This is a genomic window from Xanthomonas sp. NCPPB 2632, assembly GCF_041228075.2.
In the GTDB taxonomy this organism is placed as follows: Bacteria; Pseudomonadota; Gammaproteobacteria; order Xanthomonadales; family Rhodanobacteraceae; genus Luteibacter.
In genome coordinates, this window is the sequence record NZ_CM192979.1 from 2,131,074 (window position 1) to 2,155,845 (window position 24,772).

The following is a 24,772-nucleotide window of genomic DNA, read 5'->3' on the forward strand; positions in this document are numbered from 1 at the left end:
CATGTCCACCGAGCGGCAGGAATACTCCCCGGTCAACCAGGCCGCGGCCATCCAGGCCTACGCAGCCGCGCACGGCATGACGGTCGTGCGCACCTACCGCGACGAGGGCCGCAGCGGCCTCCGGTTGCAGGGCAGGGCCGGACTGCAACAGCTCATCGGCGACATCGAGCGAGGCAGCCCTGGGTTCGACGCCGTGCTGGTCCTGGATGTCAGCCGCTGGGGACGCTTCCAAAACGCCGATGAGGCGGCCTTTTACGAATACCTGTGCCTGCGCCACGGGGTGCGGGTTATCTACATCGCTGAGCCCTTCGAAGCGGACGGCACGCCCCTGTCGGCGGTGCTCAAAGGGCTGAAGCGGTCCATGGCCGCCGAATACTCGCGCGAACTGTCCGCGAAGGTGTTCGCGGGCCAGTGCCATGTGGTCCGCGCAGGCTTTCACATGGGTGGCCCGCCGGGCTACGGCCTGCGGCGGATGCTGGTCGACGCCCAAGGTCGGCCCAAGGGCCTGTTGTCGCCGGGCGAACAAAAGGCCTTGGTCACCGATCACGTCAAGCTCGTGCCTGGGCCTGCCGAGGAAGTCCGCGTGGTGCGCGGGCTGTTTCAGCAGTCGGCCGCCGGCCTCGACAGCAACGCCATCGTGCGCCGTTTGAACGCCAAGGGCACGCCGAACCAGCATGGCCGGCCATGGAGCCTGAGCGGGATGCGTCAGTTGCTCGACGATGAGCGCTACATCGGCACCTCCGTGTTTGCCCGAACCACCCAGGCCATCGGGCAACCCCGTGGGGCCTGCACCCCCGAACGCGAGGTGCGCGTGGCGCATGCCTTTGAGGCCTTGGTGCCGGACGCGCTCTTTTGGCGGGCCAAGGCGGTGCGTGAGGCACGCGCCAGGAAGCTCACCGACGCGGAGATGCTGGACGCTATGCGTGGGGTGTGGCGGCAGCACGGACGGGTCACCAGTCGGCTCCTGGACCACGACCCGGTTGCCCCGACCGCCCAAAGTTACCTGCGCCGATTTGGCGCCCTGCGCGCCGCCTATCGGCAGATCGGGTATCACCAGGATCGCGACATCACCTATGGCGATACCCGGGAGCGCATCCGACCCTGGCGGCTCAGCATCCTGCATCTGCTGATGGAGCAGCTGCGGGCCGCCGGCTCGTCGGTCGAGCGCGACGATTGGATCTTGCGTATCGACGGGGTGTGGACGCTGCGGGTGCGCCTGCTCCAGGCCGGCTCGTACCACGGGTCCTACCGGTGGGAGGTCCGCCCCGGGCGCCGCTCGGTCGATATCGTGGTGGCGGCACGCATGGCCGAGGACGGCTCCGCACCCCTGGACTATCTGATTTTGCCGCGCGTCCAGGCGGACCGCTGGCCGGCGTGGGTCAACCATCGCCCGTCAGCTGCCGTCCGGTTCTACACCCACCCGTCGTTGGCCATCGTCACCGAGCTGTCGCGCATCTCATGCCCCGGAGGTCGCCGTGCATGCCCGTGAAGATGCCCGCGTCACGCGGGAGGCCCTTGTGGCGGCGGAGCTGTCGGCCACCGCAGAGTGTGCGTGGCAGCAGTGTGCGGCGGCGGCCCAGGTCTTCCTGACACTGCGCAAAGATCCGACCTTTCGAAGCCTCATGGGCGCGCACCAGGGGCTGCTCGACGAGCTTCCGGCATTGTTGGCGCCGGCAAAAGGCGAAGGCGGGGTGCGGTCGGTGCTCCACCTGCTCGTGTGTCGAGCCGCACTGGCCCCAATCCTCACCCGCGTCCGAGGTGCTGGGATGGCTGGCCCATGCTCACCCGGAGGCATTGGTGACCTTGCTGGGGGTTGCGGTCGCAGACGGCGGCACACTGGCATCCGATGGAGTAGAGCGTTTTAATGCTGCGGAAAACCTTCTCTCCAAAATATCAGGTGCAGCATGAAGTCATCCGTGTGGTGGTTGGGCGCCGTAGCTTTAGCCGTTGCGGGCTCGGCGTGGGCGTTCGAGGTGGACGAGCGTCAAGACAGCGCGGTGGCATGGATAAGCTACGAGCCCGCGCAACATCGCCTTACCGGCACGGTGATGTCTGGGCATGCCAACTTCATGGCGGGGCCGGACGACAAGGCGACCAGCGAATACCTCTACTTGCATTTGGATAAGCCGATTTCGATGCGTGCCGATGCCCGGCCTGATAGTGAGAATGGGGCGTCGAAACATCAGTACGACCTTTCGCTGAACGTGCTCCCCGGCATGAAGCCAGCCGATCTGCGCGGGCTTATCGGAACGCACGTCACCCTAGTCGGCAAGATTTCCTCGGGGTTGCCACACGCTGGTGCTGCGACCGAGTTGACGCTTTCGGTGCTATCGGTCGAGTCGCGCGGCAATTAATTCGTCCAGTCGGAATTTCGCGAAATTGCCGTGCGTCGAGTCCCGAAACTCGCTTGGCGCTTTCGTGAGCCACTCGCGACTCGACCAGGGATGCGGATGGATTCGATGGAGAACGATCCGGGCGATGACGGTGGCAACGAAATCATCCCCGTTCTTGCTTGATTTCCATCGCGTCGTCGGTCGCGGTATCCGCTTGCGTTGCGATGGGACACTGATGGGTGTGTTCGCCGCATCGGTAACCCGCTTGGAGCGACGAGCGGGTCGAGCATTTCGGACGCGTCAGATGCCACCGAAGGCCTTCGGTGGCACTGGGGCACGCCCGACAAACCTTTTGACCTGTGGATCATTGAGCTGTATTCGATTGCAAGAAGTTGCGGTAGCGCAATATGATTCGCGTGCGCGCAGGCTATTGCTCGCGCGTTCGTTAACGCATGCAAGTTGCTACGATCTTGTCAGGCTTCGCCTACAGAGAATTCAGGGAACCCCTACGCGGCCTGTCTCGTAAGCTCCTCGCCCAGCAGCCATCCACCGCAGGCGCCACGCCTAAACGCGATGAAGGCTCCGACAGCGCGTCCGGGATCACCATCCCGACCGCGAGGTGAGTGAGGGGGCGGCTCATCACATCGCTCTCAGCGTAAGGAATGGCTGTGAGCAAGCAGGTTTCGTTCGTGCGTCGCGCAGTGAGCGCGATGGTCATCACGGTGTGCCTCGCATCTACCTGGATCGCGCATGCTGATTCCGATGAGGCCACCCCGGAAGAGCAGTTCCACCGACGCATCAAGATGTCCGACGACATCGCGCCACTCGGGGAAAACGCCTTCGGCGAAGCGCTCGATCTCTACACGGGCGAGCTGTCGTTTCGCCAGGTCGATATCACCCTGAAGGGCACCGGCCCCGACATCGTGATTGCCCGCACGTTTAGCCCCGGTTGGCGCACCAGTTTGGATTTTCCCGAGGACGGCGGTTTTGCCGACTGGCAGCTCGATGTGCCACGTCTGACCAGTCTGGTCGGCGCGGCGACCTCCGGTGCTTACGCCAATTTTGGCGGGCAGTGGCAAGCGAACGGCCAGGTGCCGGATGACCGCTGCGCCAACATGACCCACGACCCGATGCTGCCGGGGACGAACGGTGCCCTGTTCGACAGCCTCAACTGGTGGCACGGGTATGCGCTGCAAATCCCGGGGCAGGGCTCTCAATCGGTGCTCAGCCGGGGCACGAGTACTCCGCAGCCGTCCATGACGGACGCCTCAGGCCAGCCGATTTCGTTCGTGGCCATGACGCCGTCGCATTGGATGATCGGCTGTGAGGCGGCGACGGCGTCCGGCGAGCCTGGTGATGCGTTCCTGGCGGTGTCTCCTGCGGGTCTGCGGTATCACCTCAATTGGCTGAACTACTACAGCTCGCCCAGCGCCACCTTGTCGAACCCGCCGCCGGGCAAGCATGTCACCGCCCGCATCGCGGCCGCCGAGGCGGTGGCCACCAAAGTCGAAGATCGCTTTGGCAATTGGATTCAATACCACTACACCGGACGCCGGCTGACCAGCATCGACGCTAGCGACGGCCGCCTCGTGACGCTCACCTGGCGGCCTGAGACCGATTGGATCGACCACATCACGCTGACCGACGCCTCCGGCGCATCGCGCACCTGGACCTACCAGTACGCCGACGAATCCCAGCTGGTGGCCAACACCACCCAATATCTGGGGCGTCTTTCGGGCGTTGCCTTGCCGGACGGCTCCAGTTGGCAGTTCGGCCTGCAGGGGCTGTTGTCGGCCACAGTGGGGCAAAGCATGGGGCTCACGCCCTCGTGCGCGCACGGCTACTTCCAGGTCTCGAATCAAGGCAAACCGTTCTCGGGCACGATGCAGGCCCCGAGCGGCCTGTCGGCGTCCTTCACGGTCACCCCAACGCAGCGCATCCGAGAAGGCGACGGCCGGCCACCGACGACCTGTTCGGCCACCGAGGTCCCTTATTTCAAGCCGGCCTCGTACTTCAACATTGCCCTGACCCAGAAGCACTACACGGGTGCTGGCGTCGACAGCACATGGAATTACGCCTACGGCAATCCGACCCTCTACTGGGCAGATCAGTGCCCCTCCGGCGTCTGCCCGGCCCACACCGCGTGGACGGACGTGACCCAGCCCGACAACAGCGTGGTGCGCACGGAGTTCGACAACACCTTCGATGGCCCCCTTGAAGGCAAGATGGTCGTCACGCACACGGGTTTGAACACGCAGGATGGGTCAGCGACGCGCGTTGAGACCAATGCGTATGCCGATGTTGCGGCAGCAGGGCTGGGCAACCCGCTGGGGTTTGCGCTCGATCCTTTGGCCAACATCAACCGACTGAACAATCAGCAGCCGTTGAACCTTCGGCAGATCAGCCAGGATGGCAATGTGTTCACCTGGTCCGCGGATGGCTTTGACGCCTTTGGTAACCCGTCGACGGTGACCCGGAGCAGCGATGTGGCGGGGCAGGCGGCGGCCCACGAAACCCACACCTATCTCAACGATACGACGCATTGGCTCTTGGGGCTTCCGGTGTCGACCGTCAACGCCGACAACCAGGAAATCACGCAGCGCAACGCGTATGACGCCACCACCTCGGTGCTGTCCGCGCACTATACGTTTGAGCACTTGTTGATGTCCTATCAGTTCGACGCGCAGGGCCGCCTTGCGTCGTTCACCGATGGCAACAGCCACACCACGACGCTGGGCAATTACAAGCGCGATGTCCCGCAGACCGTGACCTTCCCGGACCAGACCACCGAGCAGTTCGCCGTGGACGACTTCGGTGACATCACCAGCGTGACCGATCCGGTCGGCGCCACTACCCAGTATCACTACGATGCCCTGGGGCGCATGGCGGAAGTCGATTACCCCACCGGCGACTCGGTCGCCTGGTCTGCCAAGCGTTACACCTACGGCTTCTCGTCCAGTGCCGAGCGGGGCATTGCGGCGGGCCATTGGGTGCGCTCGGTCACCGAAGGCCCCAAAACGACGGCGACGTACTTCGACGCGTTGTGGCGTCCGGTGCTGGTCACCACGACGGACACCGCCACAGGTGCGGCGATCTCCACAGCGACGGCCTACGACTGGGCAGGCCGCAAAGGATTCGCTTCCTACCCCGTGGACGGCGCACCGGACCTGTCGGGCATCACCGCAGGGCTGAGCACGACCTACGATGTGCTTGGACGCACCACGCTCCAGACCGCGACCTCGGAACTGGGCAACTTGAATACGGCCACGGCGTATGGGGCCGGAGCGACCGTGCAGGTCACCGACCCGCGCGGCAAGGTCACGAGCACGGCCTACCAGGTCTTTGACCAGCCCGATACGAGCCGCCCGGTCTCGGTGACGGCCGGAGGCATCGTGCAGACCATTGCCCGCGATATCTACGGCAACGTCCAGTCGCTGGCTCAGGGTACCTCGTCGGGGGCGCTGCTGACGCGCACCTGGATTTACGACAGCGTCCATCGGCTTTGTCGCATCCATGACCCGGAATCGGGTGATCGGGTGACGGCTTACGACGGGGCCGACAACGTCGCCTGGACTGCCGCCGGACTGGCCTTGACGGGCACCGATTGCGGCTACGACCAAGTGGCCGCCGCCGCCCAGACCACGCGGGCTTACGATGCCCTCAACCGGGTGACCTCCATCGTGTATCCGTCGGGGACCGACCCAGCGACCTTCACCTATGACCACGCGGGACGCCAGTCGACGGCGACCTCCGGACTGGTCTCATGGACCTTTGGCTACAACCTGCGCGGCTTGCTCACCGCCGAGCACCTGTCGATCGACGGCTTCAATTTTCCCTTGGACTACGCTTATACCGCCGAGGGCGTGGTGGCCTCGGTCAGCTACCCCGATGGCAAGACGGTCGCGGCCGCCCCCGATGGCTTTGGACGGCCCACCACCGCGGGGACCTACGCGTCAGGCACCCAGTATTTTCCCGACGGCAAGCTCAAGGCGTTCAATCTCGGCAATCAGGCGACCTATCTGGCCGGCGAGAACGGCCGGCAACTCTTGAACAGTCAGACCTACGGCACGGCAGCCGGCATGGCGGTCAGCCAGGACCTGGCTTACGACGCCAACGGCAATGTCCTGAGTCGGACGGACCTGACGACAGGCCAGCAGCGCACCGCGAGCTTCGTCTACGACGATTTGAACCGGCTGAGCAGTGCGACATCGAATGGCTTATGGGGCACCGAAAGCTATGGCTACGATGCGCTCAACAACCTGGTCAGCCTGACTAACGGTGACGGTGAGGCCGACTACAGCTACGACGCCAACAATCGGCTCACGGCCATCCAGCGCGGCGGAGCGGCCATCCACACCTTCGCCTACGATGCGCGGGGCAACACGGCGCAGCGCGATGGCGCCACGCTCGCCTTCGACCAGGCGGACCGGCTGCTGAGCATCCAGGGGCAGGATGGATACCTTTACGACGCGGCGGGCCGCCGCGTGCGCAGCCAGAACGGGCAGGGCGGCGCCAGCAAGTATTGGGCTTACAACGGCGCTGGCAAGCTGATGTTTGCCTACGATGCGGCCACGACCCTAGGAACGGATTACCTCTATCTCGGGCCACAACTGGTCGCCTCGACGCAAGCGAGCCTGTCGAAGGTGGTCGGCAATGTGGATGGCGTATCCAATGCCACCTCGGTGACTGCGGATTTGCGCGGTTGGTCGTGTTCCACGGGTCTGGCCCAGTCAATCCAGGTGGAGGCCTTCGTCAACGGTGGCCCGGGCACGGGCACTTCGATGGGCACGTTCACCGCCAATGTGGCCAGTGAAGCGGCCGTGGCGCAGGCCTGCCAAGTCGGCAGCGGATCGTATCGGTTCGACATTCCCTTGTCGGATGCCTTCCGCGTGGCTCACGCTGGGCAGTCGCTGTATGTCGTGGGCAAGTCGCCCAACGGCGGCACCGATGTGGTCCTGTCCGGTTCCGGCGGCGCCAACGCGGTGGTGCCGGCGTCCATCTCCGCCCCGCCTGCACCGGCCAGCGTGTCGGCCAGCGCCGCGGCGGATCTGTCGTCCATTCAGGTCACCTGGGCAGCGGCGACCAACGCCAGCAGCTACAAGGTGCAGGAGCAGATCAATGGCGGCGCCTGGCAGGCGGTGTCTGGCGTGTCTGGCACCAGCGTGACGATCAGTCAGCCCGCCGATGGCACCTACGGCTTCCAGGTGCAGTCGTGCAACGCCAACGGCTGCAGCACCTGGACTGGCGGCAACGAGGTGACCATCAGCCATGTACCCGCCGCACCAGCGGCCATCTCTGTGCCTCCGACCAGCACCGGCGCCATCGCGGTCAGTTGGAACGGCGCGACCTATGCCACCAGTTACGAGCTGCAAGAGAGCATCAATGGCGGCGGCTGGTCCTCGGTCTACAGCGGGGCGGGCACCTCGACCACGATTGGTGTGGGCACCAGCGGCAGCGTGAGCTTCCAAGTGCGGGCGTGCAACGCCAACGGGTGCAGTGGCTTTACCGCCAGCGGCGCCGTGGCCGTGACGGTACCCCCAAGCGCCGCACCCAGCCTCAGCGGCGGTGGCACCAGTTCCAATGGAGCCTATTCGCTGAGCTGGACCGCCGTCGGCGGCGCGACCAGCTACACGATCACGGAAAACGCCGACAACCAGGGCACCCATGTCGTCCAGTCCAACGGCTCCACCTCCTGGACCACCAGTGGGCGAGGCAACGGCAGCTATGTCTACCAGGTGCAGGCTTGCAACGCGGCCGGGTGCGGTCCTTTCAGCAGCGCGGTGACAGTGGTCGTTTCGCTGATCCCCGCGAAACCCTCGCCGTTCCTCAACGAGACGGGCAACGGAAAAGTAGACCGATGGACCGTCAGTTGGGCCGCCGTCGCAGGGGCCACTCGGTACGAGGCCATCCGGAGCGACACACGGGCCCAGGTCTATTCCGGCACGGCGTTGAGCTTCCTGCTGGGAACCACCCAAGAGCCCGCCGTGCTGAAGTACACCGCGCTGGTGCGGGCGTGCAACGACACCGGCTGCTCCGACTACGCGCAGGCTGACTGATGAAGACGAACATGATGCACACGCTGAATGCCGGTAATGCCTCAGTCGCACCGACCAGCGGCAAGCGCTTGGGGAGAACTGGCCGGAACGATCGCACAAGCTGGCGCGTCCGGCTTGCCGCGGTTTGGTTGGTCTGGACGGCCTTGCTGGTTTTTGCGGGGCTTGGCCACGCGGCCGAGACGGTGACTTACTACTACACCGACCAGCAAGGCACGGTACTGGCGACGGCCGATGCCGCCGGCAATGTCTTGAGTAATACCGATTACCGGCCGTATGGCACGATTTCACGCGGCACGCCGGTAGAAGGTCCGGGGTATGCGGGGCATGTGGAAGACACGGACAGCGGCCTGGTCTACATGCAGGCCCGCTACTACGACCCAAGCGTGGGCCGTTTCCTCTCCGTTGACCCTGTTACTACGAAGGCGGGCACGCCGACGGAGTTCGGGCGCTTCACCTACACGGCGAACGATCCCATCGGAAAGGTGGACCCGGATGGAAAGCAGGACGAAGATGGTGACGAAATTGAAGCAGAAACCCGTGCTGCACTCGCGCGGCTGAATCCGCCCATCGGCCCGAACATGGCCGCGGCAGGTTTTTCCACGCCGCCGCCGCCCTTGCCGCTTCCTGAGACATTCTCGGACCATATCGTCGCGCAAGAGCTTGGCCTTGAGCCAAAGCCCACCATCGGCGAAGCGCAGCCTGCCGCCGAGCGCGCGAATGATCTTGCGCAGACGCTCAGTGCCCGCACGAGCACGGGGACGACGATTGCGGTGACTGACACGGTCGAGGGTGTACGGGTCATCTCGTCGAGTGAGGGGTATCTCAGAAAGACAACCCAGCGCGCGCTTGAACCAGGCGAAGTTTACGGAAAAGGCGTTCCCGGCGTTCATGCTGAGGTAAATGGCATCAATGCGGCCAGAGGAATGGGGCTGACACCCACTGGAACTGCTGCAAGTCGGCCGATTTGCGCATCGTGCGCGGGCACTTTGCAAGACGAGGGAGTGGAGGCACTATCTCCGCTCAAGCAACGGTGAGGATGTAAGCATGAGCGTGGACGCACAAATCGAGAGCCTCGTCGATGCACTCGAGGACCTGAGCCAGTTACACCAATTCGCCTTCGGTTTGTGCATCCTCGAACGGGCGGTACCGCTGTTTTTTGAGTTCGCTGCGGAGTCTGGACACCGTGGCTCCGGTGAGGTCCTCGCGGCCGTGGCCAGTTGCTGGCGCTATCTGGAGGCAGAGGTTGACTCGAAGCCTGGATTTGTATCGGTCAACGAATGTGAGAAGGTCGCCCCAGACTCAGAAGATTATGGAACTGTACACACGCCGGCTGCGATGGATGCGGTAGATATTGCTTGCAATCTCTTGGAGTTCATTCAGAAACCAGAGAAACGCTTGATTGAATCGACAATCAACGCGCAGATAGACACCATTGATCTGTTTACGCAGCGGTTGAGGTTTAGCGGTGGCATCAGTGAAGATCATCCGCTCATGAGCGGCAAATCTTCTTTGATGAGCGAGGAGATCGCACGAATGCAAGATGACCTCTTATTTCTTGCGGACGAAGCCAGCGACCGCCCTCTGCTCGCAGCGCAAGTGGCCCGACGAATTCTCGATTTAAACTATCGCGACCTCAGAATAATCAGAGCGCCCGCGGGTGTTGTTCTGTCCTGATGACCATCATACTCAGCTGATCGTTGACTGGTCCTCATCGTCGTGAACGTAGCAATGCTGAGATTTCAAGTCGATTTCAACGCTCGCGATGACGATGACGCCGTGAGGTTAAGTTGGAGCAACGACCGTCAAGCGATAGACGGCACCGTTGTACCTATGACTGAAGGGTTGCAGGCTTACATCACCGATGATGAAGTGGCAGCCATCGGTCGGATCACGCTCCGGGATGGGGTTTGGGTGGTGGTCGTAAACCAATGGTTGGGCGACATAACCTAGGCGCGATTCTCCTCTCGAACAAACCTTTCGATGAGAGCGCTGTTATAGATGACTGTGGCCCGAGTGCTCGTCTCAAGAACATTAGCGTACAGCGGCCTGGATTGACGAACCTGTCCAAGATCGCATGCGAGATGGTTACGCCGGCGGTAAAAATAAATGGCTTCGCTCCATGAAGATCGATGCCGTCTGAATCTTGCATGGGTCATCTAAAGGGCATGCGATGAGCATCGTGAAAGATTTAGCAGCAACCGCTCAGGCAGATATTGATCTCCTGCGCCTTCGTGACCGGCAGGGGGATGTGTTCGCTTGCCACCGCCCGGTTGATTTCGTTTTTGTTTCTACGGAAGAGAGCCGAGCATCCGCCGTAGCCGGGTTCCTGAGTGACTATCAGTACGCCACGACGACAATCACACCGGCCGACGGCGAATATCGCGTTGTCGCGACGATTTCAATGGCAGTAGAACAGCACGCCATGCTTTCCGTATCGGGATTTATGCAGTGCATCGCTGCGCTCTTCCAGGTGAACTACGACGGCTGGGGTGCTCGCATCGTCAGCGAGGCATGATCGTGCTTAGTCGGGGCTAGCAAAGCCCTCCACGGCGTTGCTGACGGAAGCGGCCCGGACTACGATGCCGCATGGACATCCATGAAGACGCCATCGAGGCATTGGCCGCACTGAGCCGGCAGGCCGCGCTGATGAGCCAAGCGGTCCTTGCAAGGGACTTTGACAAAGCACGCGTGCTTCTGGCCAGGATTACCGCAGATGCTGCTGAGCAAGGGCAGGGAGCGATCGTCATGGCGGCCCACGTAGCCCAGAATGCTCATGGCTCAATAAGATGTAGATCGCCTTAGCAACTTCACCAGACTCAAGTTGTTCCTGTTGTGAAAAATGATGTCTTTTATTTTCCAGCCACCCGATGCTTCGACAGTGACATATTCGATGCGGATCTTCTCGCTGTTACTCGGGTAAGTGAATGACACCATGACGTCGTTCTGACCGATTGCCTCGACACTTAAGTCGGTGGCAGCCGGGTCTTGAGAGGAAAAGAGGATGTTGAAGTCGAGGTTGCATACCTCTCCCTCATGTTTATCCTCACAACGTGCATCTCGTTCAAGAAGGTCTACGAGGTGCTTCTCGAAATATTGCTCCAGTACCTGCCGTGACGCCTGAGCTATCGGCGGCCCAAAGCCTTTATCGTTAGGTCCCGAGGACGACGCCATCGCCTCCCACGCATGGTCACGGTACAGGTGGGCGACGACTTCAGCGGCGGCTGGCCCAGACTTACTTTCGAAAGCGAACGCATTATTGGGAGAAAGGTAGCCGGCCCCCGACAGAACTAACCACATCCAAAGTGACCCTGGTTTCATCATATTCTTGTCCTGTATCAATGCTGCTGCTCTGCTGGCGGGCGGTAGATCTGGTGGGGCGCGGTTTCGTAACCATGATTAGCGTAGAAGCTGCGCTGGTTAAAGTCAGACACCCAATGGTCCCCGTCCCAGGTTTCGATGTGCCCTGCCGCACTGCCGCCGCCTGGCGGCTGGAAAACGGCAGTGTCTCCCACGTGGGGTACATATCCGTCATCTGGCACTGCGGAGAATCCGTTGTTGACTAGTGTAGGACCATAGTCTTTGGCGTCTATAGGGTGCCCTGACGTATCAGCGCCACCCGCTTCAAGGCCCTGCCGAATGTAGCGCGCGCACTGGCCTTGGGATGCATTCTTTGCGTGTCGATCCATGAAGTTCTTATATGCATTGGGGTCAAACAGCGCCAGCCAATCTATCCACGACAATGGAGCATCTCCGACGTATGCATACGTCGTGGCGCCTCCAGCTAGCCCACTCGGGTCACTCTGGACGTAACGACCCGCCGCAGCCTCGTAGTCTCGATTGACGTTGTAGTTCAAGCCAGACTCGACATCGAAATACTGACCCGGAAAGCGCAGATTGAGCGTGTAGCCGACAGTCGACGTCGGAACGTTTTCTCCGAACGGATTGCTGGCATAGGCCCACTGCCAGAGCAGTGCGCCGGTTGAACTGGTTACCGTTCTGGGTGAACCCATGCCATCAGCATGGACAAAATTGACCGTGGTGGTGGTTCCTGCGCCGTCAACAACGCCGACAAGCAAGTTGTCCATCCAAACGTAATCCCGCGTAGTCATTCCATTGTTATCGGAGAGCAGTCGGGCCTCTTCATCGTAGTCGAACCGTGTCACAACGGTCCCAGCCGTCTTCTGTACCCGCAGACCCTGTGCATTCAGGACGTAGCTGCCAACCGTGGCACCGTTGTTCTGCACGATGGTTAGGCGGTTCCGATCGTTGTAGCCGTACCCATACGTGCCTGACGCCAAGACATCTGCCGTTGTGTTGCCGCGTGCATCCACCTGACGCGTGGTCGTCCCGACCCCCATGAGGTGGTGAGTGTTCGGTGCGTAGTTATAGGCGCCGGTCAGGAGGCCAGGGCCAGCCTTGGTCAGGCGGTCGCCGGTCTTGTTGTATGTGTAGGCCTCAATGGCTGCGCCGGTGGCCGCAGTTACACCCGTCAACCGGTAGAGAGCGTCGTAGCCGTACGTCTCCGATGGCGAGGGCACGACTGCCGTATTGCCAAGGTCCACGACGTTGCCCATGACGTCTCGCTTGACGTGCAGCGAATACGCCGTACTCGCAATGTCGGTCAACGCGCCGGTTGAGTCATAAGCCAGCGTGACGGTTTGCCCGTCGCCCAGCTTGTACGTCGCGACCGGGCCGAAGGGCCTGTACGTGACCGCACTGGCCACATTGGTTGCCGTGCCGCCCATGGGCGTTACTTTGACGGCCGTAATTTGGCCGAGCGCGTTTCGCGTGTAGGCAACAGCGGTGCCGTTTGGCGTGGTGACGGATTTGAGCCGGTTGGCCAGCGTCCAGGTATACGTCGTCGTCCGCGTGGCGGTCCCGATGGTCTGTTGCTTCTTGACCACATTGCCGCGCCGGTCGTAGCAGTAAATCAATCCACCATTCCCTTCAACGACACGCGTCAGGCGGCCCCTAGAGACGCTGCCCGTGCAGCCGGTGACCGAGTCTGCCTCGTCGTACTTGTACTGAACGTTCAGAGTGGTATCCGCGTAACTCGTAGTCAGCAGGCGGTTATCAGCGTCATAGGTCGAGGTATGGCTGACATTGGTTGCATCGGTCGAGGTCGTCACATTGCCGGCGATGTCGAATGTACGGGCGCTTGACCCAGTGTCGGGGCTGTGCAGGCCGGTCCTGTTACCTAGGCCATCAATGTCGTACGTGGTGTTTAGGCCGTCCGGGTCGCTGAAGCCCGTAGTACGGTCGAGCGCATCGAAGGTAGTTACCGTCTGACTATTTGCGGTCGCTGCGTTGGTTCCCTGGTAATCCTTGAGCGTGCTGACCAGGCGGTCGAGACCGTCGAAAACGTGCTTCTGCTGTACGCCGAGGCCGTCCGTTGAGTGGACCAGATTTCCGTTCCCGTCATAGCTGTCGGTACTGGCGGCTGAGAAAACCGTGCGGCCGAGTCCGTCATTGAGTGACGTCAACTGGCCGAGCAGGTTAAATGCGCGACCAAGCGAGCGGGTTACCGTACCTTTCGAGGTGAGTATCTGTTCACTCGTCCTGTTGCCCGATGCATCCAGGGCGTAGTGAATCCGATTGCCCGATGCGTCCGTGACATCAGTGAGGCGATGGGCGGCGTCGTAGGTGTAGGTTGTTACGACGCCATCAGGATCCGTCGCAGAATGGACCGTGCCATCTGGGTTATAGGCGAGAGTGGTGGTTGCATCACTGGTCGACGGTGTGCCTGCGGCTGACGCGCGCACGGTCTTCGTGGCAAGCCAACCGCGGGGCGTGTAGGTAAGGTCGGTCAGGACGCCGTTCGGCGCCTTGATGCGGGTCGGTCGGCCCGCTTTGTCGTAGGTGGCATTGGTCGTGATGAGCCCCGCGCCATCTGTGGTGGTTTTTACATCGCCGAGGCGGTGGCAGGCGCCGCCGGCCGTGGCACAGCCGGACTCATCGGTCGTCAGGTAGTAGGCGTAGGTTGCGGTGTCAGTGACATCCGTGCGCGGCCCGTCGACTTTGAGCAGAAGGCCGGTCAATGGGCAGGTGGTGCCGTTGACGGTCGTGCAGTACGTCATGACCGAGCGGCGCACGCCGGCCGGTGCGGTTCCCGTTGCGGCGCAGGTGTAAGAGGGTGCGGCGACCGGGTCGATGAGGCAGGCGGCGGTGGTCTGGCCATTTGCGTTGTACGCCCAGGCGGACTTGGATAGGACCTTGCCCATGTTGTCCTTGATTATGCTCACCAGCGGGACACGAAGCGTCGTGTTCCAGGTCGTGTCCGTGGTTCGCTGGTCAGCGCTGCCTTGGGCATCAATCTCTTCGGTCAGCAGTCCGTTGGCGTCATAGGTGACGGCGCGGATGTTGCCGTTGAAGTCGGTGTAGGTCGCAGGACGCGAATTGGCGTCGTACGTACGGGACGCGTAGGGCTGGCCGCACTCGCCGCAGGGTTTGTCGAGCGTTTCCACACGGACGAGGCCCTGGACCGTGGTGTAGCCCTGGTGTGAGGTGCCGCCAAGAGGGTAGGTGACGTCGGATGAGCCATCGCTGTTGTAGGCAATCGAAACCTTGCCGGCGCCACCGCTGAACTGCGTCGAGGTCGCCCGACCCGTTCCGTCAAATGCCGTGTCTTCGAAACGCACGCCGTTCTCGTCAACGAGCCCAGTCATGGCAGAAGGCAGGTTGGATCCGCCCGTCAGGGTCGACTCGTTGTAGACATACTGGCGGGTCTTGCCGTCCGGGTACTGGACCGAGGTGAGGTTGCCGGTCGCGTCATAGCCGTAGATCAGTGTGCCACCATCGGGCAGGGTGACCTGGTGAATGCGAGCATTGGCATCATAGGTAAACGAGAGCAAGCGGCCGTCGGGTGCCGTCACGGTGAGCAGCAGGCCCGCTTTTGGCGCAATGGCGGGGTCGGTCAGCGTGTTGCTATAGCCCAGTGTTGCGGTCTGCCCTGTAGCATCGGATATCGAAAGCAAGGCACCATCTGCGCCATAGGTTTCCGTATGGCGAAGGGCAGCAATCCACAGGGTGTAGCCAGTCGGATTGCCAGATGCGTCGTCGGCTTCGGTCAGGCGGTCCGGGTTCTCGGGTGTCGCGGTCCATTGGCTTCCAACGCGGTTGAAAATCTCCCGAGCGCCGCTAGGCCGCGTGATCCGGGCTATCGTCGCGTTGCCTGAATTGTCGTAGACGCGGGCGACTATCCGGTTGAAAGAATGGGTCCACCTGGTCCCGATACCGGTCTCGCCTGCTGACGTGCTGCTGTTATAAAAGCGCCGAAAAGTCAGGAATCCGTGAGAAGCGTAATCGTCTTCTTGGAGGTATTTGTTTCCTGTGGCGGTATTGATGGGGTCGCCAGCGAGGGGACCGTTGTCGTCACCTGCAGCACCTTTATCGCTCTGACAGGTCGGACCGCCCTCCGACCCGCTACCGCTACCGCTGCCGCCGCCTTTTCCGTCATCTCCTTCGCCGCCGTCACACCCGGCGCCGGTCCCGGCATTCTTTCCCAGATCGATGGAATAGGGCGTTCCGAGCACAAGCTCCGGTCCGCCACCGCACGAACTTCCCGATTCGTACATCCTTGCGAAAACACCTGAGGTAGTCCCGTCGTATTCGTCGTAGTGGAAGTTGCAATTGGGTGGGCCAACGCCCCATGTGTTCTGGTAAGCCGCCCAGAAGGCCTCGGCTGTATCTGATACCGAGTCGTGATTGCCATCTGCATTGATGTGACCGTCGCTCCAGTAGTAGGGCGCGTCGTAGTAAGTCGCGCCGGCAGCCAAGACGCGCGGTGCGAAGGTCCTTGCAGTTGCAGCTGAGCTTGTTCGCGCTGACCCATCTGTGGCGGACGCTGCGGAGAGTGCGGCAGCGGCAACGCCGAAAGCAACCAGAATGGTTCGAAGTGATCGAAGCAGCATGTCAGTCCAGGCACGAGTGGCGGGGCGGCATTAGTTGTTGCAGTCGCCCCGGTTCCCCAATTGCCGGGCGCTCGCGGCGAATGGTAATCGGGCCGTGTAGGGGTGTCTGTCAGGGAAACCTGACAAGATGAAATCCGTGGGACGGTTGGCATTGCGCAAGTAATTGCGCCCTGCATTGACCGAGGCAGGTCCGTCTGCCTGAAGGTATCGACCCCAATGCGCGCGTAGACAGGGCAGAAGCAGTCCGCTTAGGTTGTCCTGGCGTAGGCGCTGCAGCCAGTGGCAAGAGGACAACGCCGGTCTGATCGCGTGCATCACGTGGATCAGATGTTTAAAGCGGTGGCAACATGCGCATTGCTTTTGAATCGCGTGAATGGGCGCAGCGCGCACCTCCCTCGTTTGGGGCAAGCGTGGAAGATAAGCAGCCCGGTTTCGCTCGCCCTCGCACGGAGTTGGCTTCGACGTAGCAGGAGTTATATTTTCTCGCCCAGCATGGACTGGGCGGATGTCGCAACAACAGTACCGTAGTAGTCAGCCCATCCGCATTGACTGCGCCGCCTGTTGTTGGCTCTGCTGCACGTCGTTTTGCGTTTGGGCCTGTGCCTGCTGCTGGCTGGCAACCAGCTCAGCTTCTGCAGCGTGCTGGGTCCAAGCCTGGCTACTTTGCGCTAGTGGCGTATTGAGCGCGTCAGTGGTTTGCATCTGCGCGATCTGCCGGTCAAGCCCATGAGAGCTCTGCAGGTTTCCCTGTACGGCGAAGGTCTTGCTGCCATCATCACTCAGCATGACGTGGTCAACCCGAGCCAGGCCCTGAGCCTTGGCGTTCGCGGCAATGAAACCTGCAAAATCCTTGTCCCGGTCCGATGCTGCTACACCATGCTTTGCGTTCAGCGACTCGACGCCGCTGTACGCCTGACGATACATGCCGTTGCCCGGATGGAGCGGATCATCCATGCTGCGGTTTTCCTCACTCAGTATCCGCTGGAGGGTACTTCGGTTCTTCGGCATAGGATTGCTGTGTTGGGAATTGAGTTCGCTGCCCGGCACGGGATCCTTGATGCTTTTTAGACCATCCACGTTGTGGGATGGTCTCAGGGCATCCGGGCCGTCCTTTTCTACCGGCTGCTTGTCCCTGCCGACCTCGGTGCGCTTGATATTCGCGTGGTTCAGCGCCGACCAGGCGAAGTCGACGCAATTGTGTCGGGCATCCTTGTAGTAAGTATCGAAGCCGTTCTCCTTTGGACGATTGCCATAGTCGTTCAGCTTCTCGTATTGATCCTTCGATACCTCCATGGTTCTCGAATACAGCGGATCCTTGTAGTTGACTACGTCGTCCCGTACGACATGTCCTGGACCATCGATGGACCCGTGCTTGACGGGGGCGAAGCCGTAGCTCTGCGGAGGCTCCCCGTTTTTTTGCGTGGTGTAGTACATGTGCCCAGGCGTGGATGTGGCGCCTGGGTCTTTCTCTTGTGTGAGGGGCGTCCCGGGGGCGGCTGCGTAAACCGTAACGGTGTACCTATCCTTGTCCATGTCCGCCCTCCGTTATTCGCCGGTGTTGTAATAGTTGTCTACACGTACGGTGGTGGCAACGCCCTTGAATGCGGGCATCGGCTCGATCGTCGATATCTCCGCGATGTAATGCCCATCGCGCCTGGCGTAGAAGCCGCAGATCGAGAGGTTCGATACGTCATCGAGTCCCGCATAAAGATGAAGACGGCACACCGTCGGGACCGCACGGGGGCGTGGCTTACCTGTGTTGCCGGCGATGATCATCTCGGTGTCTTCGGTTTCGATCGGCACATGAGTGCCATGGTCGTCGTACACGATCCGGACACGGAGCAGTCGGGTGTGGAGTCGCACGTCTTCCACCGCCGGGAAGTCTGCTGCATGGGGTACATCCACCCCAACCATAAGGTGCCGCTTGGCATCCACACTGCCGCTGTGGACGTCGAAGGGGATGGTGATGCTGTTCCCTGCGGCATCGAGCGCGAAAGGGGCTGACACGGGAAATGTGCCCGGTGCGCTGCGAGATTCAGACATGGCGTAGGCTCCCGCTCCGATGGTCATGGCGCAGACGAATAGCAGGCCGATCGTGGCTCTGTTACGCATATACGTCACCTCTCTCCTGTGGTTCTGAGCGGATAATCTCACACTCGGGCGTTATGCGTGGTCGTATGCCACACGGGCGCCACGTTCACCCGCTGGCAAATCAGCCACGCTTGATCCCGTAACGAGCACGCGCACGCTCGATGGCTCCTTGCATGCCCTGGGCTCGTCGTCGCGCCCGGAAAGCCCCGATGCCACTAGCCATCGCCCCGATCAGCGCGACAACGCCGAAAACGAAAAACGCCAGGTCAATCCAGTCGTCCAGTTCTGTACGGGGGTGATAGCGCCGAGGGCGCGACAAAGCGAGCATGAGAAGAGCCAGAGCCATGCGTGAGCGTCCCCTGTGGTCCACGGTCTAGCCGAATGATTGCCGAGCACCAGCCCTTTAGTTCTGGTAATCGAGCTGCGCCGGCTCGGCAGCCTTGGCCACGATGTCTTCGTGAAGGCTAGCGGCAAGGGCGCAGCGAATACGGCGCTCAGAGCCTATCGAATGGTGTGATGGTGGCAATGTACAAAATCGGCATGGACAGAAAGATCCTGCCCTTTATGCAAATTGATCGTTCGCCATCGGTCTCACCGTACTGGAAGTGCCTCCGCGTGGCTTAATATGGCCTTCATCTGGAACAGGGGATACACAGTTTCAGTGGGGAAAGGGGATTGCTTATCGCAGCGCTGCTCCTCGCCTTATTGGCCATCGAGGGGTGCCCGCCCGAGACGCGAAAACATACTTGACGGCCCGAGGACGGGCCCGTTCGGCGGAAAAGCTCCGCCAGGGACATGATGATGGACAGCAAGACCGACGTAGCACCCCCCGAGGCGACCATGGATGCGTCGATTTTCCAGAGCTCGCTTCCCAACGCGGAGAAGCTCGAGCAGGCGCGTACACAGTTGCTCGACCTTTCGGCGCGAAATCGTCTTCTGAATATGCCGCGCTCGAGCCGGACGTCGTCCATCGGGGTCGTCGATGAGAAGACAGCCGAGGTCTACCGCCTCCTGGTTCGTGAGGGAAAGGCATTCACCTTCCTCGCCGGCAAGTCGGCGGCCGATGAGTCCCAAGGCGAGCCATCGGCCGACGAGCCCATCCCACCCGAAGAGCCCGATGAAATCGACCAGCTTGCCCAACCCGACGACGACAGCGTCGATGAACGGGGCGTGCTGAACCGCCACAGCGACACCCGGCTCCAGACTCGCCTGACGGGCAAGGGGCTGCAAAAGCGTCTGCTCGAACTGTACCTAAGCTCGAAGACGCTGGAGGAAGAGCAGGGTGTCAACGTCCTCTTCGCCTCCCTGGGCGCCCTCAAGTGGGTCGACCCGAACAATGCGGCGAACGTCCGCCACGCGCCCCTGATCCTGGTCCCGGTCGAGCTGAACCGTGGAACGGCCGGCGAGAAATTTCGCCTCAAGGCCCGCGCCGAGGACGTCGCGTCCAACCTCTCGTTGGAAGCGTACCTCGACCGCATCCACAAGCTCCGCATGCCGGCTTTTGAGGCCAGCGACAGCTTCGACATCGACGCCTATTTTTCAGATGTCGCGGGGGCCGTGGCGGACAAGCCCAACTGGGAAGTGCTGCCGGACGAGATGTCCGTCGGCTTCTTCTCCTTCGCCAAGTTCCTGATGTATCGAGACCTCGACCCGGCCGTGTGGCCGAAGGGCAACACCCTCGTCGACCGCGCGCTCGTCAAGGGCTTGCTCTCCGACGGATTTCCCGGAGGGGAGGGGATGCTGGATGAGAACGCCAACATCGACCCGGTGATCCCGCCGGCGGATATGCTCCACATCCTCGATTGCGACAGCTCGCAAGCCATCGCCATCCACGAGGTGCGTCGCGGTCGCGACATGGTCATCCAGGGTCCTCCCGGCACCGGTAAGAGCCAGACGATCGCCAACATCATCGCCTCGGCCATCAAGGACGGCAAAACCGTCCTGTTCGTGGCAGAGAAGATGGCGGCGCTCGAGGTGGTAAAACGTCGCCTCGACGAGAAGGGCGTGGGCGACGCGTGCCTGGAGCTCCACAGCAACAAGGCGAACAAGCGCTCGGTACTCGATGAGCTCCGTCGCACGTGGGACCTCGGCGCACCGAAGTCGGCTCCCACCGGAAGCCTGATGGCTCGCCTGACGGAAGCGCGCGACGAACTGAACGGCCATGTCGCCCGGCTTCATGCCATCGACCCGGCGTCCAGTCTCTCCCCGTTCCAGGTCATGGGGCACCTCGCGCGCCTGCGGCAGGCTGGGGTGATGCCCAACGATGTCGCGCTGGAGGGTATTGGCGCGTGGGGCGCCGACGGTTTCGAGCGGCGGCACACGCTTCTTGGTGACCTCGTGACGCGAATTGAAATCATCGGCAAACCCGACGATCACGCCTTTACCGGTGTGGGTATCGAGGCGATGCTGCCCACCGACCGTGAGCGTCTCGTCGCTCGTATCGAAACCCTCCGCAGCCAGCTCGAGCACGCCCGCCAGCATATGAGCGCTGCCGCCAGCTTGCTTGAAACCGACGCCCCGCACAGGCTCACCGATGTAGCCCCCCTCAGTGCACTCGCCCAGCGCATCAGTGGGGCCCCTGTGCTTGATGCCGACGCCATGGCGCATGAAAGCTGGACGGACGTAGCAGCGGTCGACGCATTGCTGGCCTCGGGTCACCGCTTTGCCGCCTTGCGCCAGTCGCTGTCGGCCGAAGTCACAGCCGAGGCATGGGACGAGGACACCCGCGAGGCGCAGCAGGCGCTTGCCGAGCTACCGGACGACTTCAACGCTGACGCTGTCCGCCGCCTCTCGTCCGTCCGCGATGCCATCCCGGCGCTCCTGCAGGCGGCCCGTGGTCTTTCGCATGCGCTGGGCCGTGAATGCGCACCCACCACTGGTGAATTTACCCGCCTCGCCAAGATCGGCGAGCGGGTGGCCAACGCGCCCCCGGCAAGTCCCGAGACGTTTGCTTCCGAGCTATGGGAAGGAGGGGTAGAGCGCGCCGGGCATATCGCCCATACCGTCGCCGATCTCGAGGGCGTTCGTACGTCGCTCGCAGGCCAGATCCAGGAGCTCGCCTGGGACATCGATGTCGGTCCCGCGCGGGCCGCCCTCGCGGCGAAGGGCACGAGCCTTTTTCGCTTTCTCAGCGGCGACTGGCGTGCGGCCAACAAGCTGATGCGCTCGGTCCTGACGCATCCCGACCAGCCCCTGCCGGTTACCCTCGCTTCGCTCGATACCCTCATGCGCGGTCAGGAAGCCCGGCGCGTCCTGCGCAATGAAGACAGTTTCGGCAGGGCCGCCTTCGGTGGTGACTGGCAGGGCGATCGCTCGGTCTCCGCGCCACTGATAGCGCTCGTTGAATGGATGCGGTCGCTGCGTGGACTCGGTGCAGAGCCCCGCCTCATCGCTTCCCGCGGTCCCGAGAAGGACGACGTCGCCCAGCGCTCGAAGCATGTAAGCCTCCTCCTCTCGCAGTTGGCGCCCGACTTGTCGGGCGTCCACGCCGATTTCCTCACCCGGGCAACACAGGTGTTCGGCGATGCGGTAGGGCCTGAACAGCTCGACCTCGAGTCCCTGTTGCAGCTCGCTGTCCGCCATACCAACGCCTGGTCGACGACAAGCCGCGCGCTGCGACACGCGCCTACCGCCGCAGCGGCCGCCCGTACGGTTTTCGACAGGCTCGATGCCGGGCGCGAGGCGCGCCAGATCCTCAGGGACGGGGAAAATTTTGGTCAGGCACTGTTCGGCTCGGCGTGGCAGGGGCTCGACAGCGATTGGGAAGCACTCTCGACAGCCGCTGTTTGGCTCAAAGCCAATGGCGACATCCGTGCGCTGGCCGGTCGTGTCACCGAGCGTGAAGCCCTCATTCCCCGCGCAAAGGTCCTCGATGGCCAGGTCGTGCACCTGGCTACTGCCTTCCAAGCCATCGCAGACGAGCTTGCACTCGACCTGTCGGCGAGCGTCGGTGCCACGATCATCCATGAGGTGCATCTGGACACCATGGCCTGGCGTCTCTCCCGCTGGGTCACCGAGCAGGAAGAGCTCCACCGATGGGTGACCTATCGTGACCGTGCCGCACGGGCCATCCGTGATGGTTGCGCCGATGTCGTCGCCCGGCTCGCCGATGGACGGCTATCGACGAAGGACGCGGTTGCCGCCTTCGAGTTCGCCTATTTCGAAGGCCAATATCGTCGCGTGCTTAAGGCCGAACCCGCCCTGGGGCGCTTCGATGGCGTCGCCCACGGCCACGTCGTTCGCGAGTTCGCCGACCTCGATCGCCAACGCATCGCGGCGGCAGCAGGGGAGGTCGTCCAGGCACATCACCAGAACGTTCCACGACGGGATAGTGGTTCGATTGGTCCCCTGGGTGTGCTTCGCGGGGAAATCCAGAAGAAGAAGGGTCACATGGCCCTGCGAAAGCTGGTCGAACGCGCCGCCCCGGCACTCACCGCCCTGAAACCGGTTTTCATGATGAGCCCGCTGTCGGTCGCCCAGTTCCTGCCGCCGGGCGCACTGGAGTTCGACCTCCTTGTCATGGACGAGGCAAGCCAGATTCAGCCGGTTGATGCTCTCGGTGCGGTGGCCCGCGCAAAGCAGGTCATCGTGGTTGGTGACCCCCGCCAGCTGCCGCCCACCAGCTTCTTTGCCAAGCTCACCAGCGGTGACGAGGACATCGACGAGGACGAGCCGACAAAGGTCAGTGATGTGGAAAGCATCCTCGGCCTGTTTACCGCGCGTGGCCTGCCCATGCGCATGCTCCGCTGGCACTACCGCAGCCGCCACCAGTCGCTTATCGCTGTTAGTAACCGCCAGTTTTACGAAAACAAGCTATTCATCGTACCGAGCCCCTGGACCCAGGAAGGGGGCCGGGGTCTGAGCTTCCACTACGTGCGGGATGGCTTCTTCGTAAAGAGCGTCAACGGGCCCGAGGCCAAGATGGTCGCCGAGGCCATCGTCCAGCACGCCCGCATGCACCCGAAGCTGTCATTGGGCGTAGCAGCGTTCTCCGCGTCGCAAAGCCGTGCCATCTTCGATGAGCTTGAATTGCTCCGTCGCGGTCTGCCGCCGGAGGTCGAGGCGTTCTTCAATCGCCGTAGCGGCGAGCCGTTCTTCATCAAGAACCTGGAAAACGTCCAGGGCGACGAGCGGGACGTCATCTTCATCTCGGTCGGCTATGGCCCGACCGTGCCGGGCGGCAAGGTGCCCATGCGGTTTGGCCCCCTGAACAATGAAGGAGGCGAGCGTCGTCTCAATGTGCTCATCAGCCGCGCCAAGCAGCGATGCGAGGTATTCTCCTCGATGACCGACGAGGACATCGATCCCGCCTTCTCCGCCAACCGCAAGGGCGTCGAGGCATTCCGCATCTTCCTCCGCTATGCGCGCACCGGAAAGCTCGAAACGGCCGCTGTAACGGGTAGGGATTTCGATTCGATATTCGAAGAACAGGTCGCCACGGCCCTCGAATCCCGTGGGTACAGCGTCCAGCGCCAGGTGGGCCTGGCGGGGTTCTTCATCGACCTTGCGGTGACCGATCCCGAGCGCCCGGGCCGGTTCCTCCTCGGCATCGAATGCGATGGCGCGTCGTACCACGGCGCCCAATCGGCCCGTGACCGCGACCGCCTCCGTCAGCAGGTGCTGGCAGATCACGGCTGGAACCTCCACCGCATCTGGAGCACCGACTGGTTCCAGCGACCTCAGGAACAACTCGACCTCGTCTGCCGACAGATCGATGCGGCACGCGACGCGTTCGACGAGCGCGTCGCCGAAGAGGTCCTATCAAGGGAGCAGGCAGACGCGGCCGCCGCCATCGAGCGTGAGGCGAGGGCGGAAGAGGGTGACTTCGCCTTTGACCCTTACGTGGAAGCGAGTCCGCAACGGCCAGCGCACCGGACCGAAGAAATCCACGAGACCCCGACCGGCATCCTCACCCAGCTCGCGGTGGATGTCGTGCGCATCGAGGGACCCGTGCATTCCGATGAGGTCGTTGCTCGCATACGTGACGCGTGGGGTGCGAAGCGCGCTGGCAGCCGCATTCAGGAAGCGGTGGAAAAAGCCATCGACGTGGCTGTCCGTCAGAACTACATGGCGCAGGATGGTGTCTGGCTCAGCATGCCCGGCCTACCGATCACTCCCCGTGACCGTTCCCAGGTTTCCTCACTGGCGCTCCGCAGGGCCGACTACCTGCCGGAATCCGAACTTGCAGAGGCTGTCCTCATCGTCGTCCAGCGTAACTTCGGCGCCAGCCGCGACCAGGTTATCGAACGCGTTGCCCGCGCTATCGGTATTCGAGCTATTTCCGCCTCAGTGCGCGAACGGGTGGCCGGGGTGGTCGAGCGGTCGATCCTCGCTGATCGCCTGGTCGATGAGGACGGACTTCTGAAGATTCGCCCATAGCAGG

At 62.3% G+C, this 24,772-nt stretch carries 13 protein-coding genes; 8 read left to right on the forward strand and 5 right to left on the reverse strand.

All coding sequences use genetic code 11. The features are described from left to right. Window position 1: 1 nt before the first annotated feature. From AB8808_RS09595 to AB8808_RS09625, 7 genes are all read left to right on the forward strand, one after another. On the forward strand, window positions 2-1,489 hold the full coding sequence (locus AB8808_RS09595; protein WP_506193259.1) for a recombinase family protein: 1,488 nt from the start codon (window positions 2-4) through the stop codon (window positions 1,487-1,489). Between the two features lie 415 nt (window positions 1,490-1,904). Then, entirely contained in the window at window positions 1,905-2,354 is a 450-nt protein-coding gene (locus tag AB8808_RS09600) for a hypothetical protein (protein ID WP_369928836.1), read from the forward strand. A gap of 647 nt (window positions 2,355-3,001) precedes the next feature. Beyond that, entirely contained in the window at window positions 3,002-8,389 is a 5,388-nt protein-coding gene (locus tag AB8808_RS09605; RefSeq protein ID WP_369928838.1) for a hypothetical protein, read from the forward strand. After that, window positions 8,389-9,423 (forward strand): RHS repeat-associated core domain-containing protein, encoded by a 1,035-nt coding sequence (locus AB8808_RS09610; RefSeq protein ID WP_369928840.1) that lies wholly within the window; start codon window positions 8,389-8,391, stop codon window positions 9,421-9,423. The genes AB8808_RS09605 and AB8808_RS09610 overlap by 1 nt, the downstream gene beginning before the upstream one ends. 10 nt (window positions 9,424-9,433) lie before the next feature. Then, a complete protein-coding gene (locus tag AB8808_RS09615; RefSeq protein WP_369928842.1) occupies window positions 9,434-10,063 on the forward strand; it encodes a DUF416 family protein in 630 nt (209 codons plus the stop codon). Window positions 10,064-10,559: 496 nt separating this feature from the next. Beyond that, window positions 10,560-10,904 carry a ribonuclease E inhibitor RraB gene (locus AB8808_RS09620; protein ID WP_369928844.1) on the forward strand — a complete coding sequence of 115 codons (345 nt, stop codon included), beginning with the start codon at window positions 10,560-10,562 and terminating at the stop codon, window positions 10,902-10,904. 71 nt (window positions 10,905-10,975) lie between these two features. Beyond that, window positions 10,976-11,191 carry a hypothetical protein gene (locus AB8808_RS09625; RefSeq protein WP_369928846.1) on the forward strand — a complete coding sequence of 72 codons (216 nt, stop codon included), beginning with the start codon at window positions 10,976-10,978 and terminating at the stop codon, window positions 11,189-11,191. Here the strand turns inward: AB8808_RS09625 and AB8808_RS09630 are convergent. From AB8808_RS09630 to AB8808_RS09650, 5 genes are all read right to left on the reverse strand, one after another. After that, window positions 11,168-11,686 (reverse strand): hypothetical protein, encoded by a 519-nt coding sequence (locus tag AB8808_RS09630; protein WP_369928848.1) that lies wholly within the window; start codon window positions 11,684-11,686, stop codon window positions 11,168-11,170. The two genes, AB8808_RS09625 and AB8808_RS09630, sit on opposite strands and share 24 nt — an antisense overlap. A gap of 38 nt (window positions 11,687-11,724) precedes the next feature. Next, window positions 11,725-16,299, reverse strand: coding sequence for an RHS repeat-associated core domain-containing protein (locus tag AB8808_RS09635; protein WP_369928850.1), 4,575 nt, complete (start codon window positions 16,297-16,299; stop codon window positions 11,725-11,727). 531 nt (window positions 16,300-16,830) lie between these two features. Further along, window positions 16,831-17,733, reverse strand: coding sequence for an XVIPCD domain-containing protein (locus tag AB8808_RS09640; protein ID WP_369928852.1), 903 nt, complete (start codon window positions 17,731-17,733; stop codon window positions 16,831-16,833). Window positions 17,734-17,844: 111 nt separating this feature from the next. After that, window positions 17,845-18,411, reverse strand: a complete 567-nt coding sequence (locus AB8808_RS09645; RefSeq protein ID WP_369928854.1) for a hypothetical protein — start codon at window positions 18,409-18,411, stop codon at window positions 17,845-17,847. 100 nt (window positions 18,412-18,511) lie between these two features. Then, on the reverse strand, window positions 18,512-18,736 hold the full coding sequence (locus AB8808_RS09650; protein WP_369928856.1) for a hypothetical protein: 225 nt from the start codon (window positions 18,734-18,736) through the stop codon (window positions 18,512-18,514). A 455-nt stretch (window positions 18,737-19,191) separates the two neighbouring features. Between AB8808_RS09650 and AB8808_RS09655 the strand changes: the two genes are divergently transcribed. Next, entirely contained in the window at window positions 19,192-24,768 is a 5,577-nt protein-coding gene (locus AB8808_RS09655; protein WP_369928858.1) for a DUF3320 domain-containing protein, read from the forward strand. The last annotated feature ends 4 nt before the right edge of the window (window positions 24,769-24,772 follow it).